The sequence below is a fragment of the Hydrogeniiclostridium mannosilyticum genome (assembly GCF_003268275.1).
In the GTDB taxonomy this organism is placed as follows: domain Bacteria; phylum Bacillota; class Clostridia; order Oscillospirales; family Acutalibacteraceae; genus Hydrogeniiclostridium; species Hydrogeniiclostridium mannosilyticum.
Map to the genome: position 1 here is coordinate 45,000 of NZ_QLYR01000006.1, position 25,240 is coordinate 70,239.

Annotated in this window: 25 protein-coding genes; 16 read left to right on the plus strand and 9 right to left on the minus strand. The window is 55.5% G+C overall.

What is annotated here, in order from left to right:
• The first annotated feature begins 178 nt into the window (after positions 1-178).
• The 10 genes from DPQ25_RS09660 to DPQ25_RS09705 all read left to right on the plus strand — a co-directional run bounded on the left by DPQ25_RS09660 (position 179) and on the right by DPQ25_RS09705 (position 6,283).
• On the plus strand, positions 179-1,069 hold the full coding sequence (locus DPQ25_RS09660) for a LysR family transcriptional regulator (protein WP_112332974.1): 891 nt from the start codon (positions 179-181) through the stop codon (positions 1,067-1,069).
• Between the two features lie 93 nt (positions 1,070-1,162).
• Positions 1,163-1,540, plus strand: a complete 378-nt coding sequence (locus DPQ25_RS09665; RefSeq protein ID WP_112332975.1) for a MerR family transcriptional regulator — start codon at positions 1,163-1,165, stop codon at positions 1,538-1,540.
• Positions 1,541-1,637: 97 nt separating this feature from the next.
• A complete protein-coding gene (locus DPQ25_RS09670; protein ID WP_112332976.1) occupies positions 1,638-2,081 on the plus strand; it encodes a cupin domain-containing protein in 444 nt (147 codons plus the stop codon).
• A 1-nt stretch (position 2,082) separates the two neighbouring features.
• Complete coding sequence (locus DPQ25_RS09675) at positions 2,083-2,556, plus strand: flavodoxin (RefSeq protein ID WP_112332977.1); 474 nt, start codon at positions 2,083-2,085, stop codon at positions 2,554-2,556.
• A gap of 13 nt (positions 2,557-2,569) precedes the next feature.
• A complete protein-coding gene (locus DPQ25_RS09680) occupies positions 2,570-3,178 on the plus strand; it encodes a sugar O-acetyltransferase (protein WP_112332978.1) in 609 nt (202 codons plus the stop codon).
• Between the two features lie 370 nt (positions 3,179-3,548).
• Complete coding sequence (locus DPQ25_RS09685) at positions 3,549-4,142, plus strand: response regulator transcription factor (protein WP_242978288.1); 594 nt, start codon at positions 3,549-3,551, stop codon at positions 4,140-4,142.
• Positions 4,130-4,669 carry a hypothetical protein gene (locus tag DPQ25_RS09690; RefSeq protein ID WP_112332979.1) on the plus strand — a complete coding sequence of 180 codons (540 nt, stop codon included), beginning with the start codon at positions 4,130-4,132 and terminating at the stop codon, positions 4,667-4,669. Before DPQ25_RS09685 ends, DPQ25_RS09690 begins: the two co-directional genes overlap by 13 nt.
• Positions 4,670-4,677: 8 nt before the next feature.
• Positions 4,678-4,860: a hypothetical protein gene (locus tag DPQ25_RS09695; protein WP_112332980.1), complete on the plus strand. Its 183-nt coding sequence runs from the start codon at positions 4,678-4,680 to the stop codon at positions 4,858-4,860.
• Entirely contained in the window at positions 4,857-5,153 is a 297-nt protein-coding gene (locus tag DPQ25_RS09700; protein WP_177576973.1) for a sensor histidine kinase, read from the plus strand. The genes DPQ25_RS09695 and DPQ25_RS09700 overlap by 4 nt, the downstream gene beginning before the upstream one ends.
• Before the next feature lie 377 nt (positions 5,154-5,530).
• Positions 5,531-6,283 carry an EFR1 family ferrodoxin gene (locus DPQ25_RS09705; protein ID WP_112333060.1) on the plus strand — a complete coding sequence of 251 codons (753 nt, stop codon included), beginning with the start codon at positions 5,531-5,533 and terminating at the stop codon, positions 6,281-6,283.
• 55 nt (positions 6,284-6,338) lie between these two features.
• On the opposite strand, the gene DPQ25_RS09710 is transcribed toward DPQ25_RS09705, so the two are convergent.
• The gene (locus DPQ25_RS09710) at positions 6,339-6,650 is read right to left on the minus strand and encodes an MGMT family protein (protein ID WP_112332982.1); all 312 of its coding nucleotides are present in this window, start codon (positions 6,648-6,650) and stop codon (positions 6,339-6,341) included.
• A 325-nt stretch (positions 6,651-6,975) separates the two neighbouring features.
• Between DPQ25_RS09710 and DPQ25_RS09715 the strand changes: the two genes are divergently transcribed.
• Positions 6,976-8,793, plus strand: a complete 1,818-nt coding sequence (locus DPQ25_RS09715) for an InlB B-repeat-containing protein (protein ID WP_112332983.1) — start codon at positions 6,976-6,978, stop codon at positions 8,791-8,793.
• A gap of 474 nt (positions 8,794-9,267) precedes the next feature.
• On the opposite strand, the gene DPQ25_RS09720 is transcribed toward DPQ25_RS09715, so the two are convergent.
• Positions 9,268-10,557, minus strand: a complete 1,290-nt coding sequence (locus DPQ25_RS09720) for a DUF1015 domain-containing protein (RefSeq protein WP_112332984.1) — start codon at positions 10,555-10,557, stop codon at positions 9,268-9,270.
• A gap of 130 nt (positions 10,558-10,687) precedes the next feature.
• Positions 10,688-11,929 (minus strand): 2,3-bisphosphoglycerate-independent phosphoglycerate mutase, encoded by a 1,242-nt coding sequence (gene apgM, locus DPQ25_RS09725; RefSeq protein ID WP_177576974.1) that lies wholly within the window; start codon positions 11,927-11,929, stop codon positions 10,688-10,690.
• A gap of 463 nt (positions 11,930-12,392) precedes the next feature.
• Here apgM and DPQ25_RS09730 point away from each other — a divergent pair, with 463 nt between their 5' ends.
• Complete coding sequence (locus tag DPQ25_RS09730; protein ID WP_112332986.1) at positions 12,393-13,376, plus strand: helix-turn-helix domain-containing protein; 984 nt, start codon at positions 12,393-12,395, stop codon at positions 13,374-13,376.
• Positions 13,377-13,677: 301 nt separating this feature from the next.
• A complete protein-coding gene (locus DPQ25_RS09735) occupies positions 13,678-14,919 on the plus strand; it encodes an L-rhamnose isomerase (RefSeq protein ID WP_112332987.1) in 1,242 nt (413 codons plus the stop codon).
• Between the two features lie 343 nt (positions 14,920-15,262).
• On the opposite strand, the gene DPQ25_RS09740 is transcribed toward DPQ25_RS09735, so the two are convergent.
• Both DPQ25_RS09740 and DPQ25_RS09745 read right to left on the minus strand, forming a co-directional pair.
• Positions 15,263-15,589: a hypothetical protein gene (locus DPQ25_RS09740; RefSeq protein ID WP_112332988.1), complete on the minus strand. Its 327-nt coding sequence runs from the start codon at positions 15,587-15,589 to the stop codon at positions 15,263-15,265.
• Between the two features lie 111 nt (positions 15,590-15,700).
• The gene (locus tag DPQ25_RS09745; protein ID WP_112332989.1) at positions 15,701-16,435 is read right to left on the minus strand and encodes a 16S rRNA (uracil(1498)-N(3))-methyltransferase; all 735 of its coding nucleotides are present in this window, start codon (positions 16,433-16,435) and stop codon (positions 15,701-15,703) included.
• A 330-nt stretch (positions 16,436-16,765) separates the two neighbouring features.
• Between DPQ25_RS09745 and DPQ25_RS09750 the strand changes: the two genes are divergently transcribed.
• Positions 16,766-18,442 carry a S1C family serine protease gene (locus DPQ25_RS09750; protein WP_242978289.1) on the plus strand — a complete coding sequence of 559 codons (1,677 nt, stop codon included), beginning with the start codon at positions 16,766-16,768 and terminating at the stop codon, positions 18,440-18,442.
• Between the two features lie 230 nt (positions 18,443-18,672).
• Here the strand turns inward: DPQ25_RS09750 and DPQ25_RS09755 are convergent, their stop codons facing one another.
• Positions 18,673-18,993 carry a hypothetical protein gene (locus tag DPQ25_RS09755; RefSeq protein WP_112332990.1) on the minus strand — a complete coding sequence of 107 codons (321 nt, stop codon included), beginning with the start codon at positions 18,991-18,993 and terminating at the stop codon, positions 18,673-18,675.
• Positions 18,994-19,116: 123 nt separating this feature from the next.
• Positions 19,117-19,545 carry a Fur family transcriptional regulator gene (locus tag DPQ25_RS09760; protein ID WP_112332991.1) on the minus strand — a complete coding sequence of 143 codons (429 nt, stop codon included), beginning with the start codon at positions 19,543-19,545 and terminating at the stop codon, positions 19,117-19,119.
• Positions 19,546-19,906: 361 nt separating this feature from the next.
• On the opposite strand from DPQ25_RS09760, the gene DPQ25_RS09770 reads away from it, so the two are divergent.
• Complete coding sequence (locus tag DPQ25_RS09770; RefSeq protein WP_112332993.1) at positions 19,907-20,146, plus strand: helix-turn-helix domain-containing protein; 240 nt, start codon at positions 19,907-19,909, stop codon at positions 20,144-20,146.
• A 140-nt stretch (positions 20,147-20,286) separates the two neighbouring features.
• Positions 20,287-20,538, plus strand: coding sequence for a helix-turn-helix domain-containing protein (locus DPQ25_RS09775; RefSeq protein WP_112332994.1), 252 nt, complete (start codon positions 20,287-20,289; stop codon positions 20,536-20,538).
• A gap of 96 nt (positions 20,539-20,634) precedes the next feature.
• Here DPQ25_RS09775 and DPQ25_RS09780 read toward each other — a convergent pair whose 3' ends face one another.
• Both DPQ25_RS09780 and DPQ25_RS09785 read right to left on the minus strand, forming a co-directional pair.
• On the minus strand, positions 20,635-21,780 hold the full coding sequence (locus DPQ25_RS09780; RefSeq protein ID WP_112332995.1) for a hypothetical protein: 1,146 nt from the start codon (positions 21,778-21,780) through the stop codon (positions 20,635-20,637).
• Between the two features lie 59 nt (positions 21,781-21,839).
• Positions 21,840-25,214, minus strand: a complete 3,375-nt coding sequence (locus DPQ25_RS09785; protein ID WP_177576976.1) for an FtsX-like permease family protein — start codon at positions 25,212-25,214, stop codon at positions 21,840-21,842.
• Positions 25,215-25,240: the final 26 nt, after the last annotated feature.

Below are 25,240 nucleotides of genomic sequence, written 5' to 3' on the forward strand. Positions count from 1 at the left end.
TACCGGCGCTGTTTTCACCCATTGAACCAGAGCGCCCCGCTGCGGCTTGCTCCTTGAAACCGCAAGCCGTCCGTATAAAGGGCAGTTTAATACATAAATTTCGCAATAGGCATATCTTCCTATTAGATATATTTAAAATGGAACAAGCTTGTGCTAAACTATATGAGGAGGTGCTGATATGGAGCTTCGTGTATTAAATTATTTTTTGGCGGTTGCAAGAGAAGAAAATTTTACAAAAGCAGCTAATATGCTTCACGTTACACAGCCGACATTATCAAGACAAATTGCAGATTTGGAACAGGAGCTTGGCGTGAAGCTGTTTGTCCGTAGTAATCATAATATTGTTTTGACCGAGGACGGAATGATATTGAAGCGCCGTGCGCAGGAAATCTTGTCCTTGGCCGACAAAACAAAACGAGATTTTATTAAAAAAGAGGAAGCGCTCTCCGGCACCATTTCAATCGGCAGCGGTGAATTTCGTTCGACGGAATATCTGGCGAAAATCATTGCAGAATTTCGCAAAAAATATCCCAACGTAAAATACGAGATATACAGCGGAAACGCAACTAACATTCGGGATTATATTGAAAGAGGATTTCTCGATATGGGTTTAATGTCAGAACCGGTTGATATGCGCAAATATAACTTTGTCAATATGCCGGTTAAAGAACAATGGGGGGTGTTTGCTCCGAGTGATTCCTCTCTCGCCGAAAAAGAAAGTATAAGGCCGGAGGATCTGGCAGGAATGTCGGTTGTAACTGCAACAGGCGACTTCAACCAAAGCCGGATCGGAAAATGGCTCGGCGATTATAAAGATCGGGTAGACATTGCGGCGGCCGCCAACCTGCCATATAACGAGGCGGTGTTAGCCAAAGAAAACATCGGTGTCATGCTCAGCATCAGCTTAAACTGCACCTACGAAAATTTACGGTTTATTCCATTACAACCCGTTTTGGAAATTTCAACGGTCCTGGGGTGGAAAAAGGATCAAATTTTTTCTGCCACGGTTTCTGCTTTCATGGACTTCGCGGCACAATACCTAAAAGGCATATCTTGTAATAAAATATAAGCATTAGACATTTCAAATTATTGAACCTATAATAAAGGTGTTTCAAAACGGAGCGCCTTTATTTTTATATCCCCGGCGGAAAGGAACCTTAACGTGACAATCAACGAAGCGAGTGAACGATATAAAATCCCCATTAAAATTTTGCAGGCGTATGAAAGCTGGGGACTGTGCGGCGAAATGAAGAAAGCCATGGGCGCGTGGCGCTATGACAGCAGCGACCTCGAGCGTTTGAGCGCCATTATGACGCTTCACGATATTGGGTTTACAAGCGCCGAGGCAGAAAGGTACATGAAATTGCTTTTACAGGGCGCTTCCGGTGAAGACGAACGGCTTAAAATGCTGGAGGCAAAAAGAAGCGAAACACTTGAGGAAATCCATTTTAAGGAACGGCAGTTGGATCGGCTCGATTACCTGCGGTTTGAAATCAAAGCCCGGAACAGGAAGCAAACAAAAGAGAGAATTCCAGAATAAAAACCGGTTTCTATTTTTATGGCGCGAAGAGGCGGGCTCCTCCGCTCCACAGCAGCCGGGCGCCCCGAAATCCAATGAAAGAAAGGCGGTTTGAACAATGAAAGTGCGCGAAAAAGAACAATTTGAAGCAATCAACATGTTTGGAACAGGAGGCCCGAACGAAGCGTTTGCACAGTATTTTACCGGCAGATCCTTTTTGAACCCGCTGACAAATCCACAAAAAACAGCATTGTTTCTTGCCAATGTGACCTTTGAACCGGGCTGCCGCAACAACTGGCACATTCATCACGCCAAAAGCGGCGGCGGCCAGCTTCTTATCTGCACAGCGGGCGAGGGGTGGTACCAAGAAGAAGGTAAACCGCCTGTTTCTCTTGCCGCGGGAACGGTAATTACCATTCCCGCAGGGGTAAAACATTGGCACGGAGCCAAAAAGGACAGCTGGTTTTCGCATATTGCCGTAGAAGTACCGGGTGAGGACGCCTCAAACGAATGGTGCGAGCCTGTAAGTGATGAAGAATACAATAGATTGGAGGAAAAATAAAATGAGCAAAAAGCTAGTTGCATACTTTTCGGCAAGCGGCGTTACCAAAGCCGTTGCCGGGCATTTGGCAAAGGCTGCCGGCGCCGACCTCTTTGAAATCAAACCTGCCGTCCCCTATACTCGTGCCGATCTCGACTGGACGAACAAAAAGAGCCGTAGCTCCATTGAAATGAACGACCCCGCCTCCCGCCCTGAAATCGCAGAACGGCTTCCCAATATGGCGGACTACGACGCCATATTTATCGGCTTTCCGATCTGGTGGTATGTCGCGCCCACCATTATCAATAGCTTTGTGGAAAGCTACGATTTTTCGGGCAAAACCATCATCCCCTTTGCTACCTCCGGCGGCAGCGGAATGGGAAAAACCGTAGAGGTCCTGAAGCCTCTCTGCCCGGGCGCAAATTGGGCGGAGGGCAAAATGCTGAACCGTGTTTCCGGCCGGGAGCTGGAGGATTGGGTGAAAGGCCTTTCATAAAAGAGGCGGACCTATGACGGAAAAGGAAAAAATGCTCTGCGGTAAATACTATGATACAAGGGACTTGGCGCTTCGCCGCCTGAGCAGCAACGCAAAAGACCTTATGCGGGTTTATAACAGCCTGCCCGCCGAAAATATGGATTTGCGCAATCAAATCATTCATTTATTGTTTGGCTCTTGCGGTGAAAATGTGCGTGTGAACCAGCCGGTTTGGGTGGATTACGGCTGCAACATCTCTCTTGGTGCAAACAGCCTCATCAATATGAACTGCACCCTTTTAGATACCGGCAGAATCACCATTGGCAACAACACCCTGATCGGCCCGGATGTAAAAATTTATACTGCCGTTCACCCTGTTTCGGCGGCAGCGCGCATTTATACAGACGAAGCCGGCAAAACGGCCATCCGCACGCAAACCGCCCCTGTCACAATCGGAAACAATGTCTGGATTGGCGGCGGAACCATCATTTTGCCAGGCGTGACAATCGGCGACAACGCCGTCATCGGGGCAGGAAGCGTTGTTACAAAACCGGTTCCCGCAAACACCGTCGCCTGCGGCAACCCCTGTACAATAAAGAAAACATTGACGGGCGCATATAACCGGCAGGCCGCAAAAAGCTGAAAGGAGAGACAGCAATGGACTTACATGTCACCGATCCTGAATTTACAGGCCGGCAGCCATGCCTGCGGATAAAACACGACGGGGCATGTGAAAACAGACATAAATAAATCATGACAGCTTGTTTGCTGGGGATAATACCCCAAACAAACACGCTGTTTTTATATAGAGCGGATAAACCGGAACCTGTACGCCTGCTAAAATATCCCGCGCCGTAAATACGCCGGATTAAAATTAACATTCGATAAACATTCGGCGTGCTATAATTTAACTATCCATAAGACAGGAGGGTAACCGTGAGAATACTAATTATTGAGGACACCAAAGAGCTTGCAGATTCCATGAAGGCCGGGCTTCAAAGAGAGGGGTTCCATTGGATGTTTCCTACACCGGCCTAAAGGGTGAGGAGCTGGCCTTTGTCAATGAATATGACGCTGTTTTGCTTGACCTGAATTTACCGGATAAAGACGGGCTTGACATTTTAAAATTTCTGCGTTCCTCCAATGTGACGGCGCCGGTTATTATTGTAACAGCCCGGGACGAAATTGAGGAGCGGGCGCTGGGGCTCGCTCTCAGTTCGGACGACTACTTGACAAAGCCGTTTTACATGGTGGAGCCGCGGGCAAGGATCCAGGCGTCCATCCGCAGGTATTACGGAAAGAGCAGCCCGGTGCTCAGCGTCGGCCGGCTGACGGTCACCCCCTTAGCCCGGGCGGCGAGCGTCCAGGGCCAGCCGGTGGAGCTTTTAGCCAAGGAATTTGATATTTTAGAATATTTGGCTGAAAAATACCCGGCTGTTGTTTCTGCCGAAGAGCTGGCGGAGCATGTTTACGACGAGACGTTTGACCCTTTTTTTTCGGTATTGCGTGTTCATATTTCAAGGAGCCGCAAAAAATTGACGCAGGCGGCTGGAGAAGAAATAATTCATACGCTGCGCGGGAAGGGGTATGCTCTATGCGAAAAATGACTTGGAAAACCGGCGCCGCGATTGTTATTTATGCAATCCTTCTTTCTGCTCTGTCAATTGCCGGCCCGCTGTGGCTGAGGATTACCTCCGCCGCCAATCGGGTAACGGAATATGCCGGCGACAGCGGCGTATATATCCTCACGCGTGAAGAATGGTCCGAAATTACGGCGGGCAGGAATATTCAAATGGATGTATCCCGTATTGTGTGGAGAAACGCCTTCGACAGCTATTACACAGCCAAAAGCTTTGAGTGGCTGCCGGCGGGCGCCGTTTCAATGTGCCTGTTTTTCTTATTGCCGTCCCTTTTGCTTTGGGCGGTTTTGCAGCAGATTCAACGGCGGGAGAATATAAGAATTCTCCGCTCAATGAAAGAATTTGAGCAGCCTGAAACGCCCTGCCCCGGTCTTGATCCGGCAATTCAAGAGGCGCTCGAAGAAATAAGGCAAAAATTTCAGGATCATTTAAACGGCTATAAACGGTTGAACGCCTATGTTTCCCATGAACAAAAAAAGCTCTTTCCGTTCTGAGAACAACGGTGGAGCTGAAGGCCGGCGCGGATGCCGTAAAAAGCATCGACCGCATTGTGGATAATATGGAGGATATTCTGACCTTGAGCGACGATTCTACCGCAGCCAAGCCGTACCTATTTATTTTGAGGGGCAGGATGCCACAATCCTTGCAAAAGAGCGGTGGATTTACCAGGCCGTCGGCAATTTGATAGACAACGCGGTAAAATACGGTTCAGAACAACCGATTGCAGTCTTCGTACAAACCCGGCATGGAAGCGTTATTATTACCGTTCAGGACCATGGAATCGGCATTCCGCTGGAAAGACAGGAACAGATTTTTCAAAACCGGTACCGCGTCCACCAGCTAAAGCGGGATGGATATGGCATCGGCTTAAGCCTGGTCGCCCCCGCTGCGGCCCCGGCCTACAGCGGGGGCGATTTCTGCCCGGCGCGCCCGCTTCCTTGGGCCGCCGCTTCCCGCCGGAGGAATCTTCGCCGGTAATGTTTGCGCCCGCGCGCCGCATGCCCGCTCTTCACGGGCAATATGGGAACCGGGCGGATTGGTAACGATTTTCTTTACGGATATTGTTTTTTCGCTATCCATCTTCTATAATTAATATAAAACTTTAACGAAAGAAAATCCGGCAGGCGGCTCATAGCGAAGGCCCACGGGCCCGGCGTGCTGTAAGGCCCTCCGTTTCCCGCCGTCTGCAAATCTTAAGAGAAGCCGGCAGCTTGGCCATGCGCAAAGAGGGCGTTAAAAACTACTATTTGAGCGCGGCCGAAACCCGGCGGAAGGAATTATCCGGTTTGACAACGCTCATTTACGAGAGCGTAAAGAGCATATCGGCTCAGAAATATAAGCAGGAGGTCATAAAAATGGTTTTATATTTTTCAGGGACAGGAAACAGCGCGTATGCCGCCAAAAGGATCGGCGCTGCCATAAAGGACGAGGCCGTTGATTTATTTGAAAGAATCCGCAGCCAGGACTTTTCGGAAATGCACTCCGGCAAGCCGTGGATAATCGTCGTCCCCACCTATGCCTGGAGAATCCCCCGTATTGTGGAGAAATGGCTGAAAAAAACCCAGCTAACCGGAAATAGCGAGATCTATTTTATCATGACCTGCGGCGAGGACATTGGAAACGCCGGAAAATATCTTCGCGAGCTGTGCGCCGGGAAAGCGCTGGCATATAAGGGCTGCCTTGCCATTACCATGCCGGAAAACTATATTGCCATGTTTTCCACCCCCACTCAGGAAAAGGCCGGGCAGATCATCCGGCAGGCGGAGGGGGCAATCGATCGGGCCGCTGGGCTGATAGCGAATGGCGAGGCGTTCCCGCCGCAGGCGATCACCCTCAAGGATAGAATGAACAGCGGCATCGTCAACGGCCTTTTCTACCCGGTGTGCGTCCATGCCAAGAAATTTTATGCGACCGATGCCTGCATCTCCTGCGGTAAATGCGCCAAGGTTTGCCCGCTCAACAATGTCCATCTGGAAAACGGAAAGCCGGTGTGGGGAAAGGACTGCACCCACTGCATGGCCTGCATCTGCCGCTGCCCGCGCGAAGCAATCGAATATGGAAAGCACAGCAGAGGACTGCCGCGGTACACCTGCCCAAAGCATTTATGACTACAAAAAGGCCGCATGCTCGTGGACTGGCGGAATACCGGCGGAAAAGGCCCTTTCAGCAGTCCCACCGGCATTTTTTTAAATCCACGTGCCGCTCATCCTTCATGGCAACGCCCTCCTCCTCCAACAGGAAGCGCTGCTCCGGCCAGCCCGGAGCCAGCCGCCCCGCGTGGTTGACGACCCTATGGCAGGGATATTCGCCGTAATACTCCGACATGCTCAGCGCCTTGCCCACCAGGCGCGCGTTTTTCTCTCTGCCGATCAGCCTGGCAATCTGTCCATAGGTGGCAACGCTCCCTTCCGGTATTTCCTCAACGACAGCAAGGATCTCATAGATCAGTTCATCCTGTAAAGCCCGCTTTGTCATGCAGGGGCCTCCTCTCATTCATGCTAAAACTGAAAAGCTATGCCGGGCCGTTCTCACCCGCTTATGCTTATCATAGCATAAATATATAAAATCTGCTGTTCCCGGTAAAAAATAAAAAAGAACTTGAAAAATACAATTAAATGGAATATAATGGAAATTAAGCAGTTTTATATTTTATGTATGCTTATAATCATAATGATATATAGCCGTATACGTCTTTTAAAGTCCCCTTTTTAGGGGACTTTTTTATTTTTTCTGTCCAAAAATTATTTTGACTAAACGTATAATTTTAATTCAATTATACATTTAGTAAGGAGAGGACAGAATGAAAAAACAAATTGCCGCTTTTGTAGCGGCGGCACTGCTGTTCGGCAGTACAAGCCTTTGCGCTGCGGTACAAGCCGCCCCCGATCCGGGGAACGAACCGCCGCGGGAAATGTGGGCCGGGCGTCCACAGTCGATAACCACCACCCTCGGAAACGGCGGCGTAACCGTCGTTGGTTTTGGGGGCGAAGAGTGGTATGTCGTCGGCTATAACGGTGAGGGAATCCACAGCGAAGCGGGCAACCAAAACAATCTCACGCTTCTCCACAAGCTGGACGAGGCCCCTGAGGACGGAAACACACGCTATGGATGGGCCCCTTTCCGTGATTATGAATTTCTTGAAGGAGACGGGCAGGGCGGCTTCCCGCAATTTCAGGAGCATTGGGGCAAGCGGTGGGTCCTCTATCAATCGGGCGGCAAGGTCATTCACCCCATGATGCCCGACAAGACGGAAGGCGGAACCACCACCTATAAGGAGGAACCCAACCGGGCGCTGTATTATGAGGTAGATGCAGACGCGGCGGACGGTGATCAGGGTTTTACCAACCCAAACGACTATTACGGCGGTTCTTTGCAGCAGCGTATGGAGGAAATTGCCAGCACCTGCATGCTGCCGCTGGAGTCTCAGCGGTTAATTGCCAGAACACTGACCACTGAGGACGGGATCAGCGGCAAGCCCGCGCCGGACCAAAAGCTGTGGACCCTTTCCACCGCGGAGTATAAATCCATTGCCAAAACCCCTGCCGAAAATTATTTTGAACTATTCCACTCCCGCACGCCGTCCGGGACCCTCGTCGATATCCTGTTTGGGTACAATGGCATCGTTATCCCGAACAGTCTCTATTCCGCCCATCAAAGCCAGGTGGAGGGCTCCGACCGGCTGGTGCCCAACGAGGATTTAACCGGCCCGGTACGCCCCGCGCTCAACCTCGATATTGACGGCATCCTGTTTACCTCTCAGTCCACCGGCCTCAAAAGCACCGGACTGGCGGACGACGCCCTTTACGAGGCCGGCCCATTCAGTGAGAACAGCTCCATTAAATTTACAATGAAGGATGACAGCCAAACCCTGTCCATCCCCCAGGAGGAATTGGACGCCAGAACCGCGCTCGTTGATTCCGTCCTGACCTTCGATTACACCGAGGCCACCACAGGCAAAAACCAGTACGTTTCCTGCGTGCTGTTTGACGAGGCCGGGAACCTCATTCGCTATGGAAAGCTGGCAGACGCCTCCGTAAATGCCGCCGGCAGCCTGTCGGTTCCGCTGAAGGGGATTCCCGCCGGGAATTATACCCTCGGATTTTTCGCGGAGCAGGCAAACGGGGACTACTACACCGACTTCGCCGGGGAGCTCTTGGAAGTGAAGCTGTCCATAAAAGAGCCGGTCATTTCAACGGTCTCCTACAACGGCAACGGCAACACCGGCGGAGAAGCGCCGCAGGCCCATGATTACAAAACCGGCGACACTGTTGCCGTTGTTGGGCCCGGCACGCTGGTTAAGGACGGTTTCACCTTCACGGGCTGGAACACGGCCGTAGATGGAAGCGGAATCTCCTACCAGGAAAACGATTCCTTCATCATGGCGGACGAGCACGTCATTCTCTACGCCCAATGGAAGGAAGACGCCGGGCCGGAGGAACCGGAGGAGCCCGCGGAATCTCAAACCCCCGCCATCCCGGAGGAACCGGCAGATCCGTCCGAGCCCCCTGCAACCGGAGACAGCGGCATGCCGGCTTATGCGCTGCTACTGCTGACAGGCGTGTCCGGTACGGCCGCCCTCCTGATGATGAAGCTCAGGCGGCCAGCTGGAAAGTATTAAATGCCGCCGGAGGATTGCTGAAAAGCTGAAAAATTGTATTTAACGCAATATTCCTCTGTCCGCCGGCAAATCATCTATGCGCCGGCAGGCCACTAACCCGTTTATAAGTTCTAACCTTCTCAATCCCCCAACGGAGGCCTTCTGTCTTCCGTTGGGGATATTTTATATCTTTAGGCGGCATAAAAGCGCCCAGTCCTGCCAAAGATTAAAGCCTCGTGCTGGCGGGTAAGAACAAGCGGGAAATAAGGCGTACCACATGGCTTCAAAAAGGCCCGGAGCTGCCGTCGATAACGGGGTTACCGCCGCGTTCCAGGTTGGTTGGGGTTCTCCGCCCTGGTAATAAGCGGGCCCCGTTTGGAAGCCGCAAAACGCCGGTTACAAAAGGAGGCGGCAGGACGTAAGTAATCCTGCCGCCTCTTTACCGCGGACCCCGGTTTCTAGCGAAAGCCTGCCACCGTGCCGTTTTCCCGTAGATTATCTGATTTTGCGTGCCTCGACATAATAACGCTTATCCTGGGCGTGGCCCATGGAAAAGGTCTTGCGCGGCAGTACGCCGTCCGCCATCACGGTTTTAAAAAGCTGATCCTTCCCCATGGCGGGCAGCTTAAAGCCGATGTTGCCCGGTCTGGCCCCCAGCTCGTCCGCCACGCTGTCGCCGTGGATATAGTCCACCTCGCCGCCATGCCGCTCAACATATGCATCCAGGAAGGCCTGCAGCGTGCCGACGGCGAGCTGCAGCTTCGGCTCCGGCACCGTAACCCACCCCTGCCGCCCGGCGCAGGTATAGGCAATGGCATGCCCTGCTCCCCGGCCCTCGTAAGCGCCCGGGTAGAAGTCCAGCAGGCCTGCCAGCAGCTGCTCCGGGTCCACGCCGAACACCACCCGGTGGATGGGCTCAAACCGCAGGGCCTCGTCATGGTTGTTGACCACCTCGACCAACGCATAGCGCGCGGGCAGGCTGGTCCAGCGCTCGCGGGGCGTTACCCTTTTCAGGTTTTCATAGCACTGCTTTGCCGTCGCCAGCGAATGGTTGCCGTCCCCTACCGCGAACAGCAGCGGGGCAGCGCCGCGCAGGCCGTATTTTTTCTCCATGGCCTCCTCGCTGCACAGTGCGGAGAGCGCGCCGGCAACGGCATCCGCCTGGGCACCGCTGAGAAGCCAGCCCGCCAGATGGCCGCCGCCCTGCTGCAAATCGAAGTCATAGAGCTTCTCCATCGGCTCCGCGGCCTGTTTCCCGGCAGCCAGCGGCTCGATGACCGTCCTCTCCGGGTCGTCGATCAGCAGCATGACATGCGGCAGCTCGATGGGCGCGTTTTCCCGTACGCGTACACGCGGCGGGATGCGGGAGAGCACAGTCCCCTCCGTAGCGCGGATCAGCGCGCCGGAGCCGGGCGTAAAATCGTACTGCTCCAGGTCCACCATCCCAATCAGCCCCCGCCGGACCCGCCCGTCGGACTGGGTGCGCTCCACATAGACGAGCGCCTCGGGCAGGGTACGGAACACACCGTCCGCCAGGTATTGCTCCATGGTGGCGTTGATGGCGGCAATCTGCCCCGCCACATCCGGGTCGTTGAGCCGGGCCTCCGGCAGAATCAGCCGCAGCGTGGAGGGGGCCCCGCCCACCGTTTCCTCCACCTTCCGCCAGTACTCGGGCTGAGAGGTAAATTGGTCGCAGGCCACCACGGCCCACTTGGTCATGCCGGCGCTGCGCGGTAGCAGAATATCGGCGGGGTAAAAGCCCAGCCGTTCAAATTTTTCGTTCATGCGTTTCTTCCCTTTCTCCATATGCAATGGGCCGCGATTATCCCTAGGTTCAATTTATGCGCCGCTTCCCCGCCCTATGCGCGGAACCCGCGCGGCGGCGCTTAGCGGTGCTTAGCGGCGCTAAGAAGCGTTAAAGCGTGTTTTGCTCAAAGAGATAGCCCAGCAGCTCACAGCCCGCGGCAACCTCCACTCCGGCCTCACCGGCAGGCTCGTCGTAGACGCCGCCAAGGCCCGTGTCCCTGCGGCTGTCAAACAGCAGGAAGGGCACCGGGTCACCGTCGTGCCCACGGGTAGCGGTCAGGGTCTTATGGTCGGAGAGCAGCAGGATGCGGTAGTCCGTCCCCTCCTCGTCCAGCCGGGCAAGCAGCGGTTTTAATATCCGGGAGTCCAGCCACTCAATGGCCTGGATTTTTCCGGGCAGATCGCCGTTGTGGGTGCATTCGTCGGGAGCCTCCAGATGCAGGCAGCAAAAATCCGCATCGGTATGGAGCAGGTCAAGCGCTGCCTGAAGCTTACCCTCAAAATTGGTGTCGAGCTCGCCGGTGGCGCCCTCCACCTCGATCATCCTCAGGCCCCGCAGCACCCCAATCCCATGGCACAGCGGCACGGCGGAAATCACCCCGCCGGTGTGGCCGTACTGCTTTTCAAAGCCGGGCAGCTCCACTGCCGTGCCCTCGGCCCAGAGCCAGATGCCGTTGGCGGGCAGCTTCCCGTTTTTGCGCCGCTCCTCATTAAACGGGTGGCGGTTCAATACCCGATGTGCGATGCGCATCAGCTCGTCCAGCACGGCGGCGTTGCCGCAGCCGCTGGGCAGCCATGGACCCAGCGCCTCGCCAAGATGGTCGTGGGGTGGAGTGAGCCGGATTCCCCGGATGTCCGCGCCGGACTGTACGGCGAGCTGACGGAAGGCCGGAAAACGGTGGATCACCATACGGGCGCGCTCCAGGGCAGCGCGGAAGCACGGGTCGCTCTCCAAAATCTCCACCGCCTGCAGCGCGGCTTCCCCTTCGATGCTGCCCGCGCTGTGGGAGAGGATTTTCTTTTCCTCATAGGGCATGCCGCCGTCCTCCAGCGCAACCAGGTTACAGCGATAGGCCACGTCGCCCGGCGCCAGCTTCAGGCCGGATGCCGCTGCCTCCATGGGCGAACGCCCGGTAAAATAACGCAGCGGGTCACAGCCGAAAATAGAGAGGATCGCCGTCTCGCTGCCGGCGGGCAGCGGCTTTGGGCAGTTGACCACATGGCCCACAGTGCCGCGGGCCGCCAGTGCGTCGATGGTGGGGATAGCTGCCGCCTGAAGCGGCGTCCGCCCATTCAGCTCCGGCACGGGATTGTCCGCCATGCCGTCGCCGATGACAAGGATATATTTCATGGGGTTCCTCCTGTTCATAAGATCGCCTTTTCCAGCTTTAAGGCTGTAACGGCTAAAAGCCCCGGGGGATCGCCCCGAAAGGGTCCCTTTTCATGGCATATGAAAACCTATACCATTATACCCCACAATCGGGCTCGCTTCAATTATATTTGCGAAATTTATCCGTTTGAAGGGCCCCGGTTCACGGGAGCTCCCGCCGCGGAGCACCCAATGAGCAGGGTGCGGCATAAGGGCGCCTCGACACAGGCGCGCCCCGCGCACGAACAGCTGCCACTAAAAACGGGACGCGGCCCGTTGAAAACCTGTTGAAAGTGTTGAAAGGTTGCCGAGCGCACAAAAATCACCGGCATCCGCGCGGCGGATTTTTATGCGCGCATACCGGCTGAGCGGAAAAGATTGAAGCCGCCTGGCTTCCGTGCTATAATGGGGCTGTAAAGAGACGGATAACGGGGAGGGAACCGCGATGAACCAGGACCTAATGCACACACTCGAGCAGATCACCGGCGAGGAGCAGGAGATTCTGGACGGGCGTACCCAAGTGCGCAAGACCCTCTACACCGCCGGCAGCGATTTTACCATAGACAGCCGCAAGATGCTGGAAAAGGGCCGCCTGATTGACGTGCGCACCCACACCCGGTTTATTGATTTTCCCCGGCACAAGCATAATTATATAGAAATTATGTATATGTGCCGGGGCCGTACAACACATATCATCAACAATGGCGACCGGGTTACGCTGGAGACCGGCGATCTGCTGTTTATGAACCAGCACTGCAGCCATGAGGTTCTCCCCGCGGGCAAGGACGACATCGGCATCAATTTCATCATTCTGCCGGAATTTTTTGACGTGGCGTTCGATATGATGGAGGAAGAAAACGTGCTGAGTAATTTTATCATCAGCACGCTGATGCGGGACTCCAGCCAGTCGCAATACCTGCACTTTCATGTGTCGGATGTGCTGCCGGTGCAGAACCTGGTGGAAAATATGGTTTGGTCGCTGGAAAACCGCCAGCTCAACGGGCAGAAAATTGCCCAAACCACGATGGGCCTGCTGTTTTTGCAGCTGCTGAATTACACGGACCGCATTGAGCAGGGCAAGGCCGACCGCTACGCCAGCCGGCTGGCAATGGCGGCGCTGCGTTATATTGAAGAAAACTACAAGGAGGCCAGCCTCACCGAGCTGGCCCGCCGGGAAAACCAGTCCGTCTATGAGCTGAGCCGCCTGATTAAGGCGCAAACAGGGTTTACTTTTAAGGAGCTGCTACAGCTGAAGCGCTTTAATAAGGCGGCCTCTCTGCTTGCGGAGACCCGCCTGCCGGTGACGGACATTATCGAGGCGGTGGGCTACGACAACACCAGCTATTTTTACCGCCGTTTTTCACAAAAATATGGCATGAGCCCCAAGAAATACCGGGCGGCGCACAGCGGGGCCAGCCCGTCGCCATAGGGGCCCGGCGGAAGTTTTTTCTACCGCCGGGCCGGCCGGCAGCACTGCAAATAAGGACGTAATTTTTTTCAAACAGCGTTCTTCTTTTCCGGGGCGGCTCCTTTTATACTTAGACTGAAGCCTGTTGCGCCTTGGTGCCCGCCGGGCGGCAGGCAGAAGCAGAAAACGGCCCGGGCACATTGCCTGGGCGTGTGTCTCCGCTTCGTATACAGGGCAGGGCGCGCCTGCGCCCCGTCCCTGCTCTATAACAGTAAAAATCGCGGTTCCCCCGCGGAATATCATGAAAAGGAGATTATCGAATATGACAAGGTATGAATCTGCAAAAGAAACCTATGCCGCTATTGGCGTGGACACTGAAGCCGCGCTGAAAAAGCTGCAGAATGTCAGCGTTTCCATGCACTGCTGGCAGGGCGACGACGTAAGGGGCTTTGAGGATGTTGAGCTCAGCGGCGGCATCCAGGCAACCGGTAACTATCCGGGCCGCGCCAGAACCCCTGAGGAGCTGATGGCCGACATCGACAAGGCGCTAAGCCTGATCCCCGGCAAGCACCGCATTAACCTGCATGCCTGCTACGCCATCACCGACGGCGAGAGCGTGCCGAAAAACAAGCTGGAGCCCAAGCACTTTGCCAAGTGGGTCGAGTTTGCCAAAGAGCGCGGCCTGGGCCTGGACTTTAACCCCACGCTGTTCTCCGACCCGATGGTGGTTGATAACCTGACGCTCTCCAGCCCGAAGGAGGAGGTTCGCCAGTTCTGGGTAGAGCATTGCAAGGCCTGCCGTAAAATTGCCGAGTACTTCGCCAAGGAGCTGGGCACCCCCTGCCTGGTCAACATCTGGATTCCCGACGGCTTCAAGGACATCCCGGCTGACCGCAAGGGCCCCCGTGAGCTGCTGAAGAAATCCCTGGATGAAATTTATTCCGTTCATTACGACAAAAAATATGTGCTGGATGCGGTTGAGTCCAAAGTGTTTGGCATCGGCGTAGAATCCTGCACCGTCGGTTCTCACGAGTTCTACATGAACTACGCGGCAAGAAACGACCTCATGTGCCTGCTTGACAGCGGCCACTTCCATCCGACGGAGATGATCTCCGACAAGATCCCCACCATGCTGGTGTTCTTTGACAAGGTTGCGCTGCACGTCAGCCGCCCGGTTCGCTGGGACAGCGACCACGTAGTCATTTTTGACGACGAGCTCAGAGAAATTTCCAAGGAAATTGTTCGCTGCGACGCGCTGGACCGCGTTGTCATCGGCCTGGACTTCTTCGATGCCAGCATCAACCGCATCTCCGCTTGGGTTGTCGGCATGCGCAGCATGATGAAGGGCCTGCTCTACGCCCTGCTGATGCCGTCCGCCGACATGAAGAAGATGCAGGACGAGGCCAACTTCACCGAGCTGATGGTCGTCAGCGAGGGCATGAAGACCTATCCGTTCGGCGACGTGTGGGATGAGTTCTGCGCACGCAACAATGTCCCGCAGAAGCAGGAATGGTTTAAGGACGTCAAGGACTATGAGAAAAACGTCCTCTCCGCCAGAGACTAATTTTGACTTTATCCGGGCAGAACGCCACATCCGTTGATGTAGGGAAGCCGGGGAGGAACCCTTCCGGATGGGTTCCTCTTAAGGGGAATTGCTTCTTAAGGGCAGAGCCTCGCGCCGTTCTGTTTTTGAAAACATAGGCGCTCCGTTGCGGCCGGAGCGTATCGGAAGCTTATTCCGTCGAAGGGGCCCGGGCGGTTCTGGTTTCAGAACTGCCCGGGCCCCTTTGCGCTTGCCTGCGCCCAGACAGGGTACGGGCGGCAGGACGGCGGCGGTGAAGCGGCAACGCGATGTAGGTGAAGGATGAAATAAACGCGCTGCCCACCCAAGCAGGCCCGCGCAGTTTTTAATCCGGATTGCCTACTTCGCCCACCAGACGTACAGACAGCGGACGGTTGGTTAAAAATTCAGCGTTTTCATCCATCGTGCTTCTCGGGTGCTGGTAGATGTCCTTACCGGCTTCAATGGGCTCATCTATCATGTATAAATACCCCTTTTCCTTCCCATTGTGAAAAATACTGCCGTCGTCGTCATAGCCCAGCAGCGTCGGTTTATGCGAAAAGGCCTCTGCCAGCGCCTTCCACTGCGTAATGGTGCTGCCTGCCCGCAGCTCTGTAAACAGGGCGTTGGAGCCATGGTACCAAATACCGCCGGCCTGAATGTCAATCTTCATTCGTTTTCCTCCTGCTGTAAACAAAGTGGTAAGCCGCCGTAGACGGCAAAAGCGAGGATTTTAAGTAAGGGGCGGCCCACCGGGACATCAATTCTAATAATGAACGTGCGCTTAAAGGTTGCCTGTGGCCTGCATAATCGCCGCGAGCGCGGCGATGGGGGCTGTCTCTGTACGCAGGATGCGCGGGCCCAGGGTAGCGCAGGCCGCGCCCGCGTGCCGGGCAAGCGCCACCTCGCCGGGCTCAAAGCCCCCCTCAGGGCCGATAAACACCGCCGCGGAAGGGGTATCCTCCCGCAGCAGGCTCAGAATGCGCTCGCCGCCGCCCTCATAAAAGAGTAAGGTTTTGCAGCCCTCCTCTGCGGCGGCCTCCTCAATGGCCTCTGGAAATTTTTTCAGGCCCCCGATTTGCGGTAAAATCCCCCGCCCACTCTGCTTGGCTGCCTCATCGGCAATTTTTTGCCAGCGCTGGCGCTTTTTGACAAACGCCTTTTCGTCCGGGCGGGAAACACAGCGGGCCGAAAGCACGGGGACAATCCGGTAGACGCCCAGCTCCACCGCCTTCTGCACCACGGTGTCAAATTTATCCTGCTTAGGAAGGGCCTGGTACAGGGTAACGCGCAGGCTGGGCTCGCTCACGCTTTGACAGCAGCCCAAAATACGCACCAGCACGCTTGTCCCGCCGGGCTCGATCCGTTCAATCTCCCCGTCGTAATCCATGCCGAGGCAGTCGCAAAGCACCAATTTTTCGCCCCGGCGCATCCGCAGCGCATGGGCGATGTGCTGTGCATCGCCGCCGGTAATAACGGCGGCGCCGTCCGGTACATAATCAATAAAGAACCTGGGCAAGGCCCACCCCTCCTGTTCGCTTCGTTTTATTCAGTGTACCACATCAAACGGAAAATAGCCACCGGATTTTCCCTAGGGCGGGCAGGAACCGCAAAAAATTTGCGGCGGGCGAATTGAATTGATTGAAAGCCTGCGGACCGGTCCATACTAATAACAAATAACAAAAGCCGGTTCGTAAAGATTTGTTCACAAAGCGGCGTTCCGTTTACAAAATATTCGTGAATCTATCATCAAACCGTTGAATTATCATCACATATCTATCACATTCGGGCCCGATAATAGAATCACAAGGTTAAGAGGCCAAGAACAGTGTGAAAGGACGGGGTCGCTATGTATGATCCATTAAATAGCAATATAAATGAAACGAATGGAAGCACGGAGCCGCTGAAGAACGAAAAAAACAATGAGGCCGTAAACAATGCTCTCGGTGAAACCGAAAGCTTCCAGCAGGATTACCGGAGCATGAACGAGCAGGGCGCGGCGGAGAACACGGCCGCTTTTGAACCGGAAGCCCCGGGAACCGGCGAACAGGCCGCCGCACAAGAGCCGCAAGGCACGGCGGACGCACAGTCCTGGCCGCCGGCCGGGCCTGCGGCCCAGCCCGCCTATGGCGGCAGCTACTACACCAACGGGGGCACGGCCTATAACGGCAATGCTTACACGGTAAACCAGCAGACGAACCAGCAGGCGGGCCAGCCCTCCTCGCAGTACCAGTGGAGCGGCAGCGCCTATCATTATGCCAGGCCAGCTCAAGCGCCGGGCCCCCAGAACCAACAGCAAAAGCCGCCCAAGCCGCCGCGCAAAAAAGGCCGCGGCGGGAAGCTGGCCTTGAAAATTGTGGCCTGTGTGCTGGCGTGCCTGGTGGTTTCCGGCGCCTCCGTCGGCGGGGTGCTTGCCCTGGCGAACGCGGGCTATATCACCATCGGCGGAGCTTCCTCCGGTATGGATATCAACGGCAAGGCCGACAGCTCCGCTGCCGGGGACGGCAAGGAGGACTCCGGCAGCAGCGGCAATATTGTCAACCACTCCGCCAACACGCAGGGCTCCGGCCTGACTATGCAGGAGGTTGCCGCAAAGGTGATCCCGAGCGTGGTGTGTATTCAGAATTACCAAAATACAACGAATTATATCGGTGCAGGGACTCAGCAGACCCGGCAGGACTCTGAGGTTTCGCCAAGCAGCGAGGGCTCCGGTATTATTGCAACCAGTGACGGGTATATTATTACCAACGCGCACGTGGTGTCCGGTGCGGATGCAATTAAGGTCATCACCTCGGACGGCACGACCTACGAGGCGGAGCTGATTGGCAGCGACGAGGTCACGGACCTGGCGGTCATCAAGATCAATGCCACGGGCCTGACGGCGGCTGAGTTCGGCTCCTCTGAGGAGCTGCAGATTGCCGACCAGGTTATGGCGGTCGGCAACCCCGGCGGCCTGGAGCTGAACTCCAGTGTAACCATCGGTTATATCTCTGCGCTGAACCGGCCTATTACTACCTCTTCCGGCTACACCATGAACTGCATCCAGACGGATGCAGCCATTAACCCGGGCAATTCCGGCGGCGCGCTGGTCAATTCCAGGGGACAGGTTGTGGGCATCAACTCCTCGAAGATTGTCGCCACCGGCTATGAGGGCCTCGGCTTCTCCATTCCGATTGATGAAGCGGAGCCGGTCATCAACTCCCTGAAGCAGTACGGCTATGTCAAGGACCGCGCCATGCTGGGTATTTCCGGCCAGTATCTGGACGCCATGTCCGCCAGGATGTACGGCCTGACACAAGGCATGTATGTGGCGGAGGTCACCAATGAGTCCGTCAGAAAGGCGGGGATTTCCCAGGGCTGTGTCATCACGAAAATCGACGACACAGAGGTCACCAGCCAAGCGACCATCACCAACTATGTGAGTACCAAAAAACCGGGTGATGAGGTTACGCTGGAGGTGTACAACGGCCTGACAGGCAAGACCTTTACGGCTACCGTAACCCTGTCCGAATCCTCCGGGGACTGAAAGATGTTCCCCATTGAAACGCTTACAAGACCTTTTTCATAAATTCTTCCTCAACAACCCGAGAGGGGGGGCGCCGGACGGCGTCCCCCCTTTTGGGCTGCCAGGATAAAAGCTGTTTTTATGCGTTTATACAAAACCAGGCCCGGGATCGTCCGTGATCCCGGGCCTGGCCTGTTGTTTTTTTGTTTTCAATGGGTTTAAAATTAATCAGCTGGAAGCAAAGGCCTGCATTATTTTTTGCCCCGCGCGCCCTTGCGCTTGGAGTTCTCCCGGTTCGGGCGGCTGCGCTGTGCCTGCTGCTCGTCAGGATAAGTCAGGCCCATGTAAAAACCGCTCACAAAATCTTTTTTATAAAATAATTCATCCATGCTTTCATTGGCCTTCATGTATTGCTCCAGCAGTGCCAGCTGCTCCCGTGTAAGGCAGCCCTTCAGGTCCTCCAGCGCCTGAAGGCGGCGGCTGTACAGGTCGACCTCCGTGCTCTCCGAGGCCGGAGTCCAAAACGGGCTGTCCTCACGGTTTTCATACAGTATTTTCAGTAAATCATCCATATTTTTAGCTTCCTTTATTATTTATATGAGAGTTCGGTCAACCAAATGATAGGTTATGGCCCATGGCGGTGTTTCCGCGCAAGAGGTGCACAGCGGCGGTTCAAAACAAAAAGCCGCTGGGGCTCACAGGTTGGGCGGGCTGTTTTTTTTGCCTGCGCATTTTGGGCAAAGCCCGGTCAGCTCCAGGCTGTGGCCGGTGATCAGGTACCCTGTTTTTTCGCTCAATTCCTTTTCCAGCGCGTGCAGGGGGCAATCGTTCAGGGGCACAATTTCATTACAGCCGGTGCATCGCAGGTAATGCTTATGCCTGCGTGTGTTCATTTGATAGTAGGTTTTACCGTCCTGCCCGGCATTTTTGAGGAGGATTTCCTTTTCGGTGAGCGCGCCCAGCGCCCGGTATATGGTTGACAGGCTCATGTGCTCGCGCTGCAGCACCGCCATAAAAATATCCTCCGCAGTGACCGGGCGGTCAAATTCCACGATTACCGCGAGAATCGCCTCCCGCCGGGCGGTGGTTTTCAGGTCTTTTTCCTTCAGGGTAAGATTCGCCAAGCCGTAGTACCTCCTTTCAAAAAAATAAAGCCTACTGTCGCATCAATATACTGCCGGGGGCCGCGGGCTCCCGGCGGAATAGATGTGATTAAATTATAGGCAGGAGGCGCCGGAAAAGTCAAGGCTAAGAAAATAAACTTCTGAAAATAAAAGCAGGGCGGCGGCACAGGCTCTGCCGGGGCAAGCATAAAAACAGGACGTTTTGTGCTTTTTCTTTATGCGGGCGTATATTTGTAGGTAAATGTGCGCACAATCTATAAAAGGGAAAGAGGCGTATATTCACAATAAATTTACTATCAAAATATAGTAGAACGGCATACTATCATACGGTAGTATGTAGAGTATACATTGAGGTGATTCAATGTATTACCGAAGGCTAAGAGATTTACGGGAAGACCACGACCTGAAGCAGAAGGAGGTTGCGCAGCTGCTGGATATTGACCAGCGGGTTTACAGCAACTATGAGACAGGAAAGCAGACCTTGCCCGTTCGCTACCTTTTACAGCTTGCAGACTACTACGGCACCAGCACCGATTACATCCTTGGGCGCACAGACAATCCCGTCCCTTATGAAAAACGGCGAAAATCGCTGAGCCTATAGCAGCCGGTGACCCCCTCTCTCAGCCCGGTGCTGAAAGCATAGCTTTAAGGCATCCGTACTTTTTATTTTACTACCATAAAATAGTAAGGTCAATAGTTTTTAGGGGGACCGGGCTAGTATTATACATTGAGGTGACGGCAATGTATTATTATCCAAGGCTGAGGCGCTTGCGTAAAGACCGGGATATGAAGCAAAGGCAGATTGCTCTGGTGCTGGATATTGACCAGCGGGTTTACAGTAATTACGAGACGGGCAAACGGGAGATCCCCACCCGGCTTGTGATGAAGCTCGCCGATTTTTACAAGACAAGTACGGATTATATATTGGGGCGGACCAGCCAGGCGGTTCCGTACCCGCCGGCGCGGCTGAACCCAGCTTATAAAAACAGATAAAGAACGGGGATGTGCAGAAACAGCACACCCCCGTTCTTTTGCTTCTGGCGCCCCTCCGGAGGAGAAGCCGGTTGGCGGGGCGCTGCGGCGGGCGGTTTAATAAAGGACAACCGTGTCGCCCTTTACAGCGGCCCGGCACTCAAAGCTCTGCTGCCGCCCGGTTTTGCTGTCAAAGATGGTGTGAAATTCGTAGGAGTTTTCTTCGTCTGCAAGGATATAGCGCCCAACCAGGTAGCGGTCCTCCACGCAGGCGACAATGTCGCCGACCTCCGCCTTAACGTAGGTGTGCAGGGAGGAATGGATAACGCCGTCCACCTGGCTGTAATCATCGCCCTTTGTCACCCGGTAGGCACACAGCGGCGCCTCTCCGGCGGAGATTAAAAAAGAAGAGGGAGCGCCGCTTTCACTGGCGTTTAGGGGCGCGACCACTGTTTTTTTGCCGGTGAGCTTGTTATAGGCACAGATGCGCTGGTCGTTATCCGGGTAATATTTGGCGCGAAAGTAAAGGCTGCCGCCGTCCATGCCCACATAGCGAAGCAGGCCCGCGGTGCCCGCGCGCATAATCAGCTCCAGCGGCGTCTGCGCCTCACCGGCTTTTACCGAGACAATGAAGTCCAGCAGCGGGCAGATCCAAACATTGTCGTTGACATGGTCGCCCAGCCAGCGCCGGTCACGGTACGCCTTTTCCTTGTCGGCTTCATCACCGTAGGGCTGAAGCACCAGCAGGCGCACCTGCCCGTCGGGGTCAAAGGGCACGAAGCAATGTGCATCCAGCGCGCAGATGCGCGGGTCGTGAATATAGTAGTAGCATTGCTCCTCCAGGTCATATAAGTAGGCCGCGTGGCCCTCGCCTTTCGTCCCGGCGGCTGTGAAAAACAGGATGTGCCCGGCATCCAGCGCTATGCAGCCGCGTACGTCTTCTATCAGGCACAGCTGCACGAAATTGCGTTCCTGCCCGCTGGCTTTGTCAACGCGCAGAATCCAGGCATCGCTGCCGCCGTTTTCCATGATAATGATCATATCGCTGGAAAAGCTGAAATAGTGGCAGACAAACGAGGGGTCATTTAGAATGTAATTGGCGATGATGCGTTCCCGTTTTGTCATGCGGTTATACTCCAGCAGAAAAAGGCTGTTGAGGCCCTCCTCCACTTTTTCCTCCGCGTAGTAGATGAAATCCCCGCTGACCTCGATCAGCCGGTCGTTGCAGTTGGTAAAAAAATTTCTCAGATCCTCGATCCTCAAGCCTATTTCCTCCTACGGCCGCCCTGTTGGTTTTTCGTTCTTTCGTTTTGTGTGCCCCGTCAATCCACGGATTTAAGGCTCTCCACCATGTCGATCTTTTTCAGCTTATGGTACATGACCAGGTTGACAACCAGAGAGAACGCCAGGGTCAGGGCGGCGCTCCAGACAAAGCTGAGCGCGTGGATGTCGCGCCCGAACATGACCAGCTCCACCTCCACGGTCTGAATGACAAACAGGTGCATGAAAATGCCCAGCACCAGCCCCAACGCACAGCCCATGAGCGTCAGCAGGGCGGTCTCGCGGTAGATGTAGGCGCTGACCTCCCGGTCGAAGAAGCCCAGCACCTTGATGGTGGCAATTTCGCGCTGCCGCTCGGTAATATTGATGTTGGTCAGGTTGTAGAGCACAACGAAGGCCAGCGCGCCGGCGCACAGGATAATGACCAGAATGACATAGTTTAGGCTGGCGATCATATCGTCAAAGCTAGAGCGGGCATCGGTGGTGAAGGCGGCGGTGGAGACCCCCCTCTTTTCCAGCAGGCTGTCCAGCAGGCTCTGGCGCGCATCGGCCTGATCCGCCGGAATGCTGCAAATTGCCTGAATTTCGTTGTACTCCGGTTCCTTGCCCATCTTTTCCGCGTATACCTCCGGGGCGATATACAGGTAGTGGTAGATATAGTTTTCCGTGATGCCGGTCACGGTAAAGGACACGTCCTCCCCATCGTCGTTTTCAAGCGTGACGGCGCCGCCCACATCCACACCGAGCAGGCGCGCGGTCTTTTCGCTGAGTACGGCGGAACCCTCATCGAAGGGGACATCCGCCCCTGAGCCCCGCGTACGCAGGTTGATGAAGCTCTTCAGCGCCCCGGTATCCTCGGGGACAAACAGATACGCGGTTATGGTATTGCCGCCGTTTTTGAGCTCGGCGGACCGCTGGTACGCCCGCTGCCAGCCGCTGAAATTTTCGGGGTCGTCGAGCAGATCCGTCAGGTCGGCGGTAAGCTGCTTTTTATCCGTTTCCACGACGGTGTCATAGCGGTAGATGCCGTCATACTGCTTGGACATAATGTCGGAGACCGAATCCTTGATGCCAAAGCCGGTCAGCAGCAGCGCCGTGCAGCCCGCAATACCGACAATGGTCATAATCAACCGCTTTTTGTAGCGGAAGAGGTTGCGGCAGGTGACCTTGTGGGTAAATTTGAGCCGTTTCCAAATAAAGCCCGCACGCTCAAGCAAAATGCGCTTGCCCGCTTTCGGCGCGCGGGGCAGCATCAGTGCCGCGGGGGATTCCGCCAGCGTGGACCAGCAGGCCCACAGCGTCGCCGCGAGCGTACAGGCAACGGCGGCCAGGGTGCCGATCAGGGCATATTTGAAATCAAAATTCGGTACCAGAGAGGGCGCAATGTAGAGGATGCGGTAGGAGTTCCAGCAGATATTCGGCAGGCCCCAGGAGCCGAGCGCAACCCCGGCGACGCTGCCCACAATGCTGGCAGAAGCCGCGTAGAATACATATTTGAAGATGATTTTGCCCTTGCTGTAGCCCAGGGCCTTATAGGTGCCGATGATGACGCGGTCCTCTTCGACCATGCGCGTCATGGTCGTCAGCGCCACCAGTGCCGCGACCAGGAAGAACAGGAGCGGAAAGATGGTGGAGAGGGACTCCATGCGGTCTGTGTCGGCATCGATGCTGGCAAAGCCCACATTGGTCTTACGGTCCAGCACATACCATTCCGGTTCTGAAAGCTTCTCCAGGTCTTCGCGCCCGTCGGCGATTTTCTGGGCGGCATCCGCAAGCTCCTGCTCCGCCTTGGCCTTGCTTTCCTCGTACTCCGTACGGCCGGAGGCCAGCTCCGTTTTAGCGGTTTCGAGTTTTGCCGTGCCGATTTTCAGCTCCCGCTCGCCGCTTTCGATCCGGCTGCGGTTTTGCTCCAGGGCCGCCAGGCCGCTGTCCAGCTGCGCCCTGGCGCCGTCGAGCTGCTGCTGCGCCGCATCGATTTGCGCCTGCGCGGCTGCCAGCTGCTGCTCCGCCTTTTTCCGTGCCTCCTCCAGCTGAAGGCGGGCCGCCGCCAGCTGCTGCTCGCCCGCCGCAACCCGGGCCATGCCCTCCTCATAGGCGGCGACGGTGTCCTGGCAGGCCTTCAGGTTCTCCTGCGCGGCTTGCAGCTGGCTTTCCAGGGTGGGCCGCAAGGGGTCGTCCTCCGGCAGTTTGTCCAGCTCCTCCTGACAGGCCCTTACGGTTTCGGTCAGAAGAGGCAGGTTTTCGCGGCATTGCTCCACTGCTGGCAGGGCAGCCTCCAGCTGTTCCCTTTGCTGTGCAAGCGCTTGCGCCTGCTTTTCCAGCTCCGCTGCCTTTTCATCCAGCTGGGCGGTGGGATCCTGAAGCTTTTTCTTTTGCGCCTCAAGCTCCTCCACGCCCGCGTTATATTCCTCCTCGGACTGCTTTAGCTTCTTTTCCGCGTCCGCCAGGCTGCTGCGGCCAGACTGGAGCTGGCGGCGGCTTTCCGCGAGCTTCTGCTCGTTTTCGGCGATCTGCCGCCCGGCATCGTCGAGCTGCCGCTTGGCGCTGTCAAGCTCCGCCTGGGCCTTCTGCTTGTTTTCATCATAAGCGGCCTGGGCATCATCGAGCTGCTGCTCCGCCTCGCTGAAAATATCGTCATAGCGGATGCTGGCCCGGTCCCTGCCCAATTCCTCCAGCGCCGTCTTGACCGGCGCCACCGTGCTCCAGTAGGCATCATCAAAGGTGGAAAGCTCCTGCGCGCCCGCGACAGAAACATGCAGGTCCGTTTTAAATTCGGTGAGAAAGTCGGATTCCGGCACATAGATGTAACGGCTCAGCGTGCCGTTGCCAATGGTGGTGGAGCCCAGGGAAAAGGAAATATAGTACGAGGAATTTACCAGCCCGACGACCGTGTATTCCTGACAGCGCAGGGTGTCCGCCAGGTCGCCGGACGCGGTATAAAGCGAGATTGTGTCGCCCACCTGGATCCCGCCCAGGTCGCCCTTGCCCTTGTCCATGACGCACTCGCCGCTTTTTTCGGGCAGGCGGCCCTCAACCAGCACCGGCCGGTTGAGGTAATCCGTGTTGTCCGCTCGTTGATCCGTGGGCAGGCTATGTATGCGGGCAACCTTTTCCTTGCCGTCCACCTCAAAAAACACATCGGCGGTGTAGCCGTCCATCACGCCGGCAACGCCGGGCGTCTCCTTGATTTTCTCCACATCCTCATCGGTAAAGCCAAGGGTCGAGATGAGGTGCAGATCCATAAAATGTGTGCTGTCGTAATATTGATCCACCGTCAGGCGCATGTCGGGCGCGGTGGAGCGCAGCCCTGCGTAAAACCCCGCCCCAAGCGCAACAATGACGAGAATCGCGCCAAACCGGCTGAGCGAATGGGTAATGGACCGTAAAACCTCTTTTTTAAAAGCTTTTCTCTTCATAAGCTTCCCCATCTTCTTAATCCGTG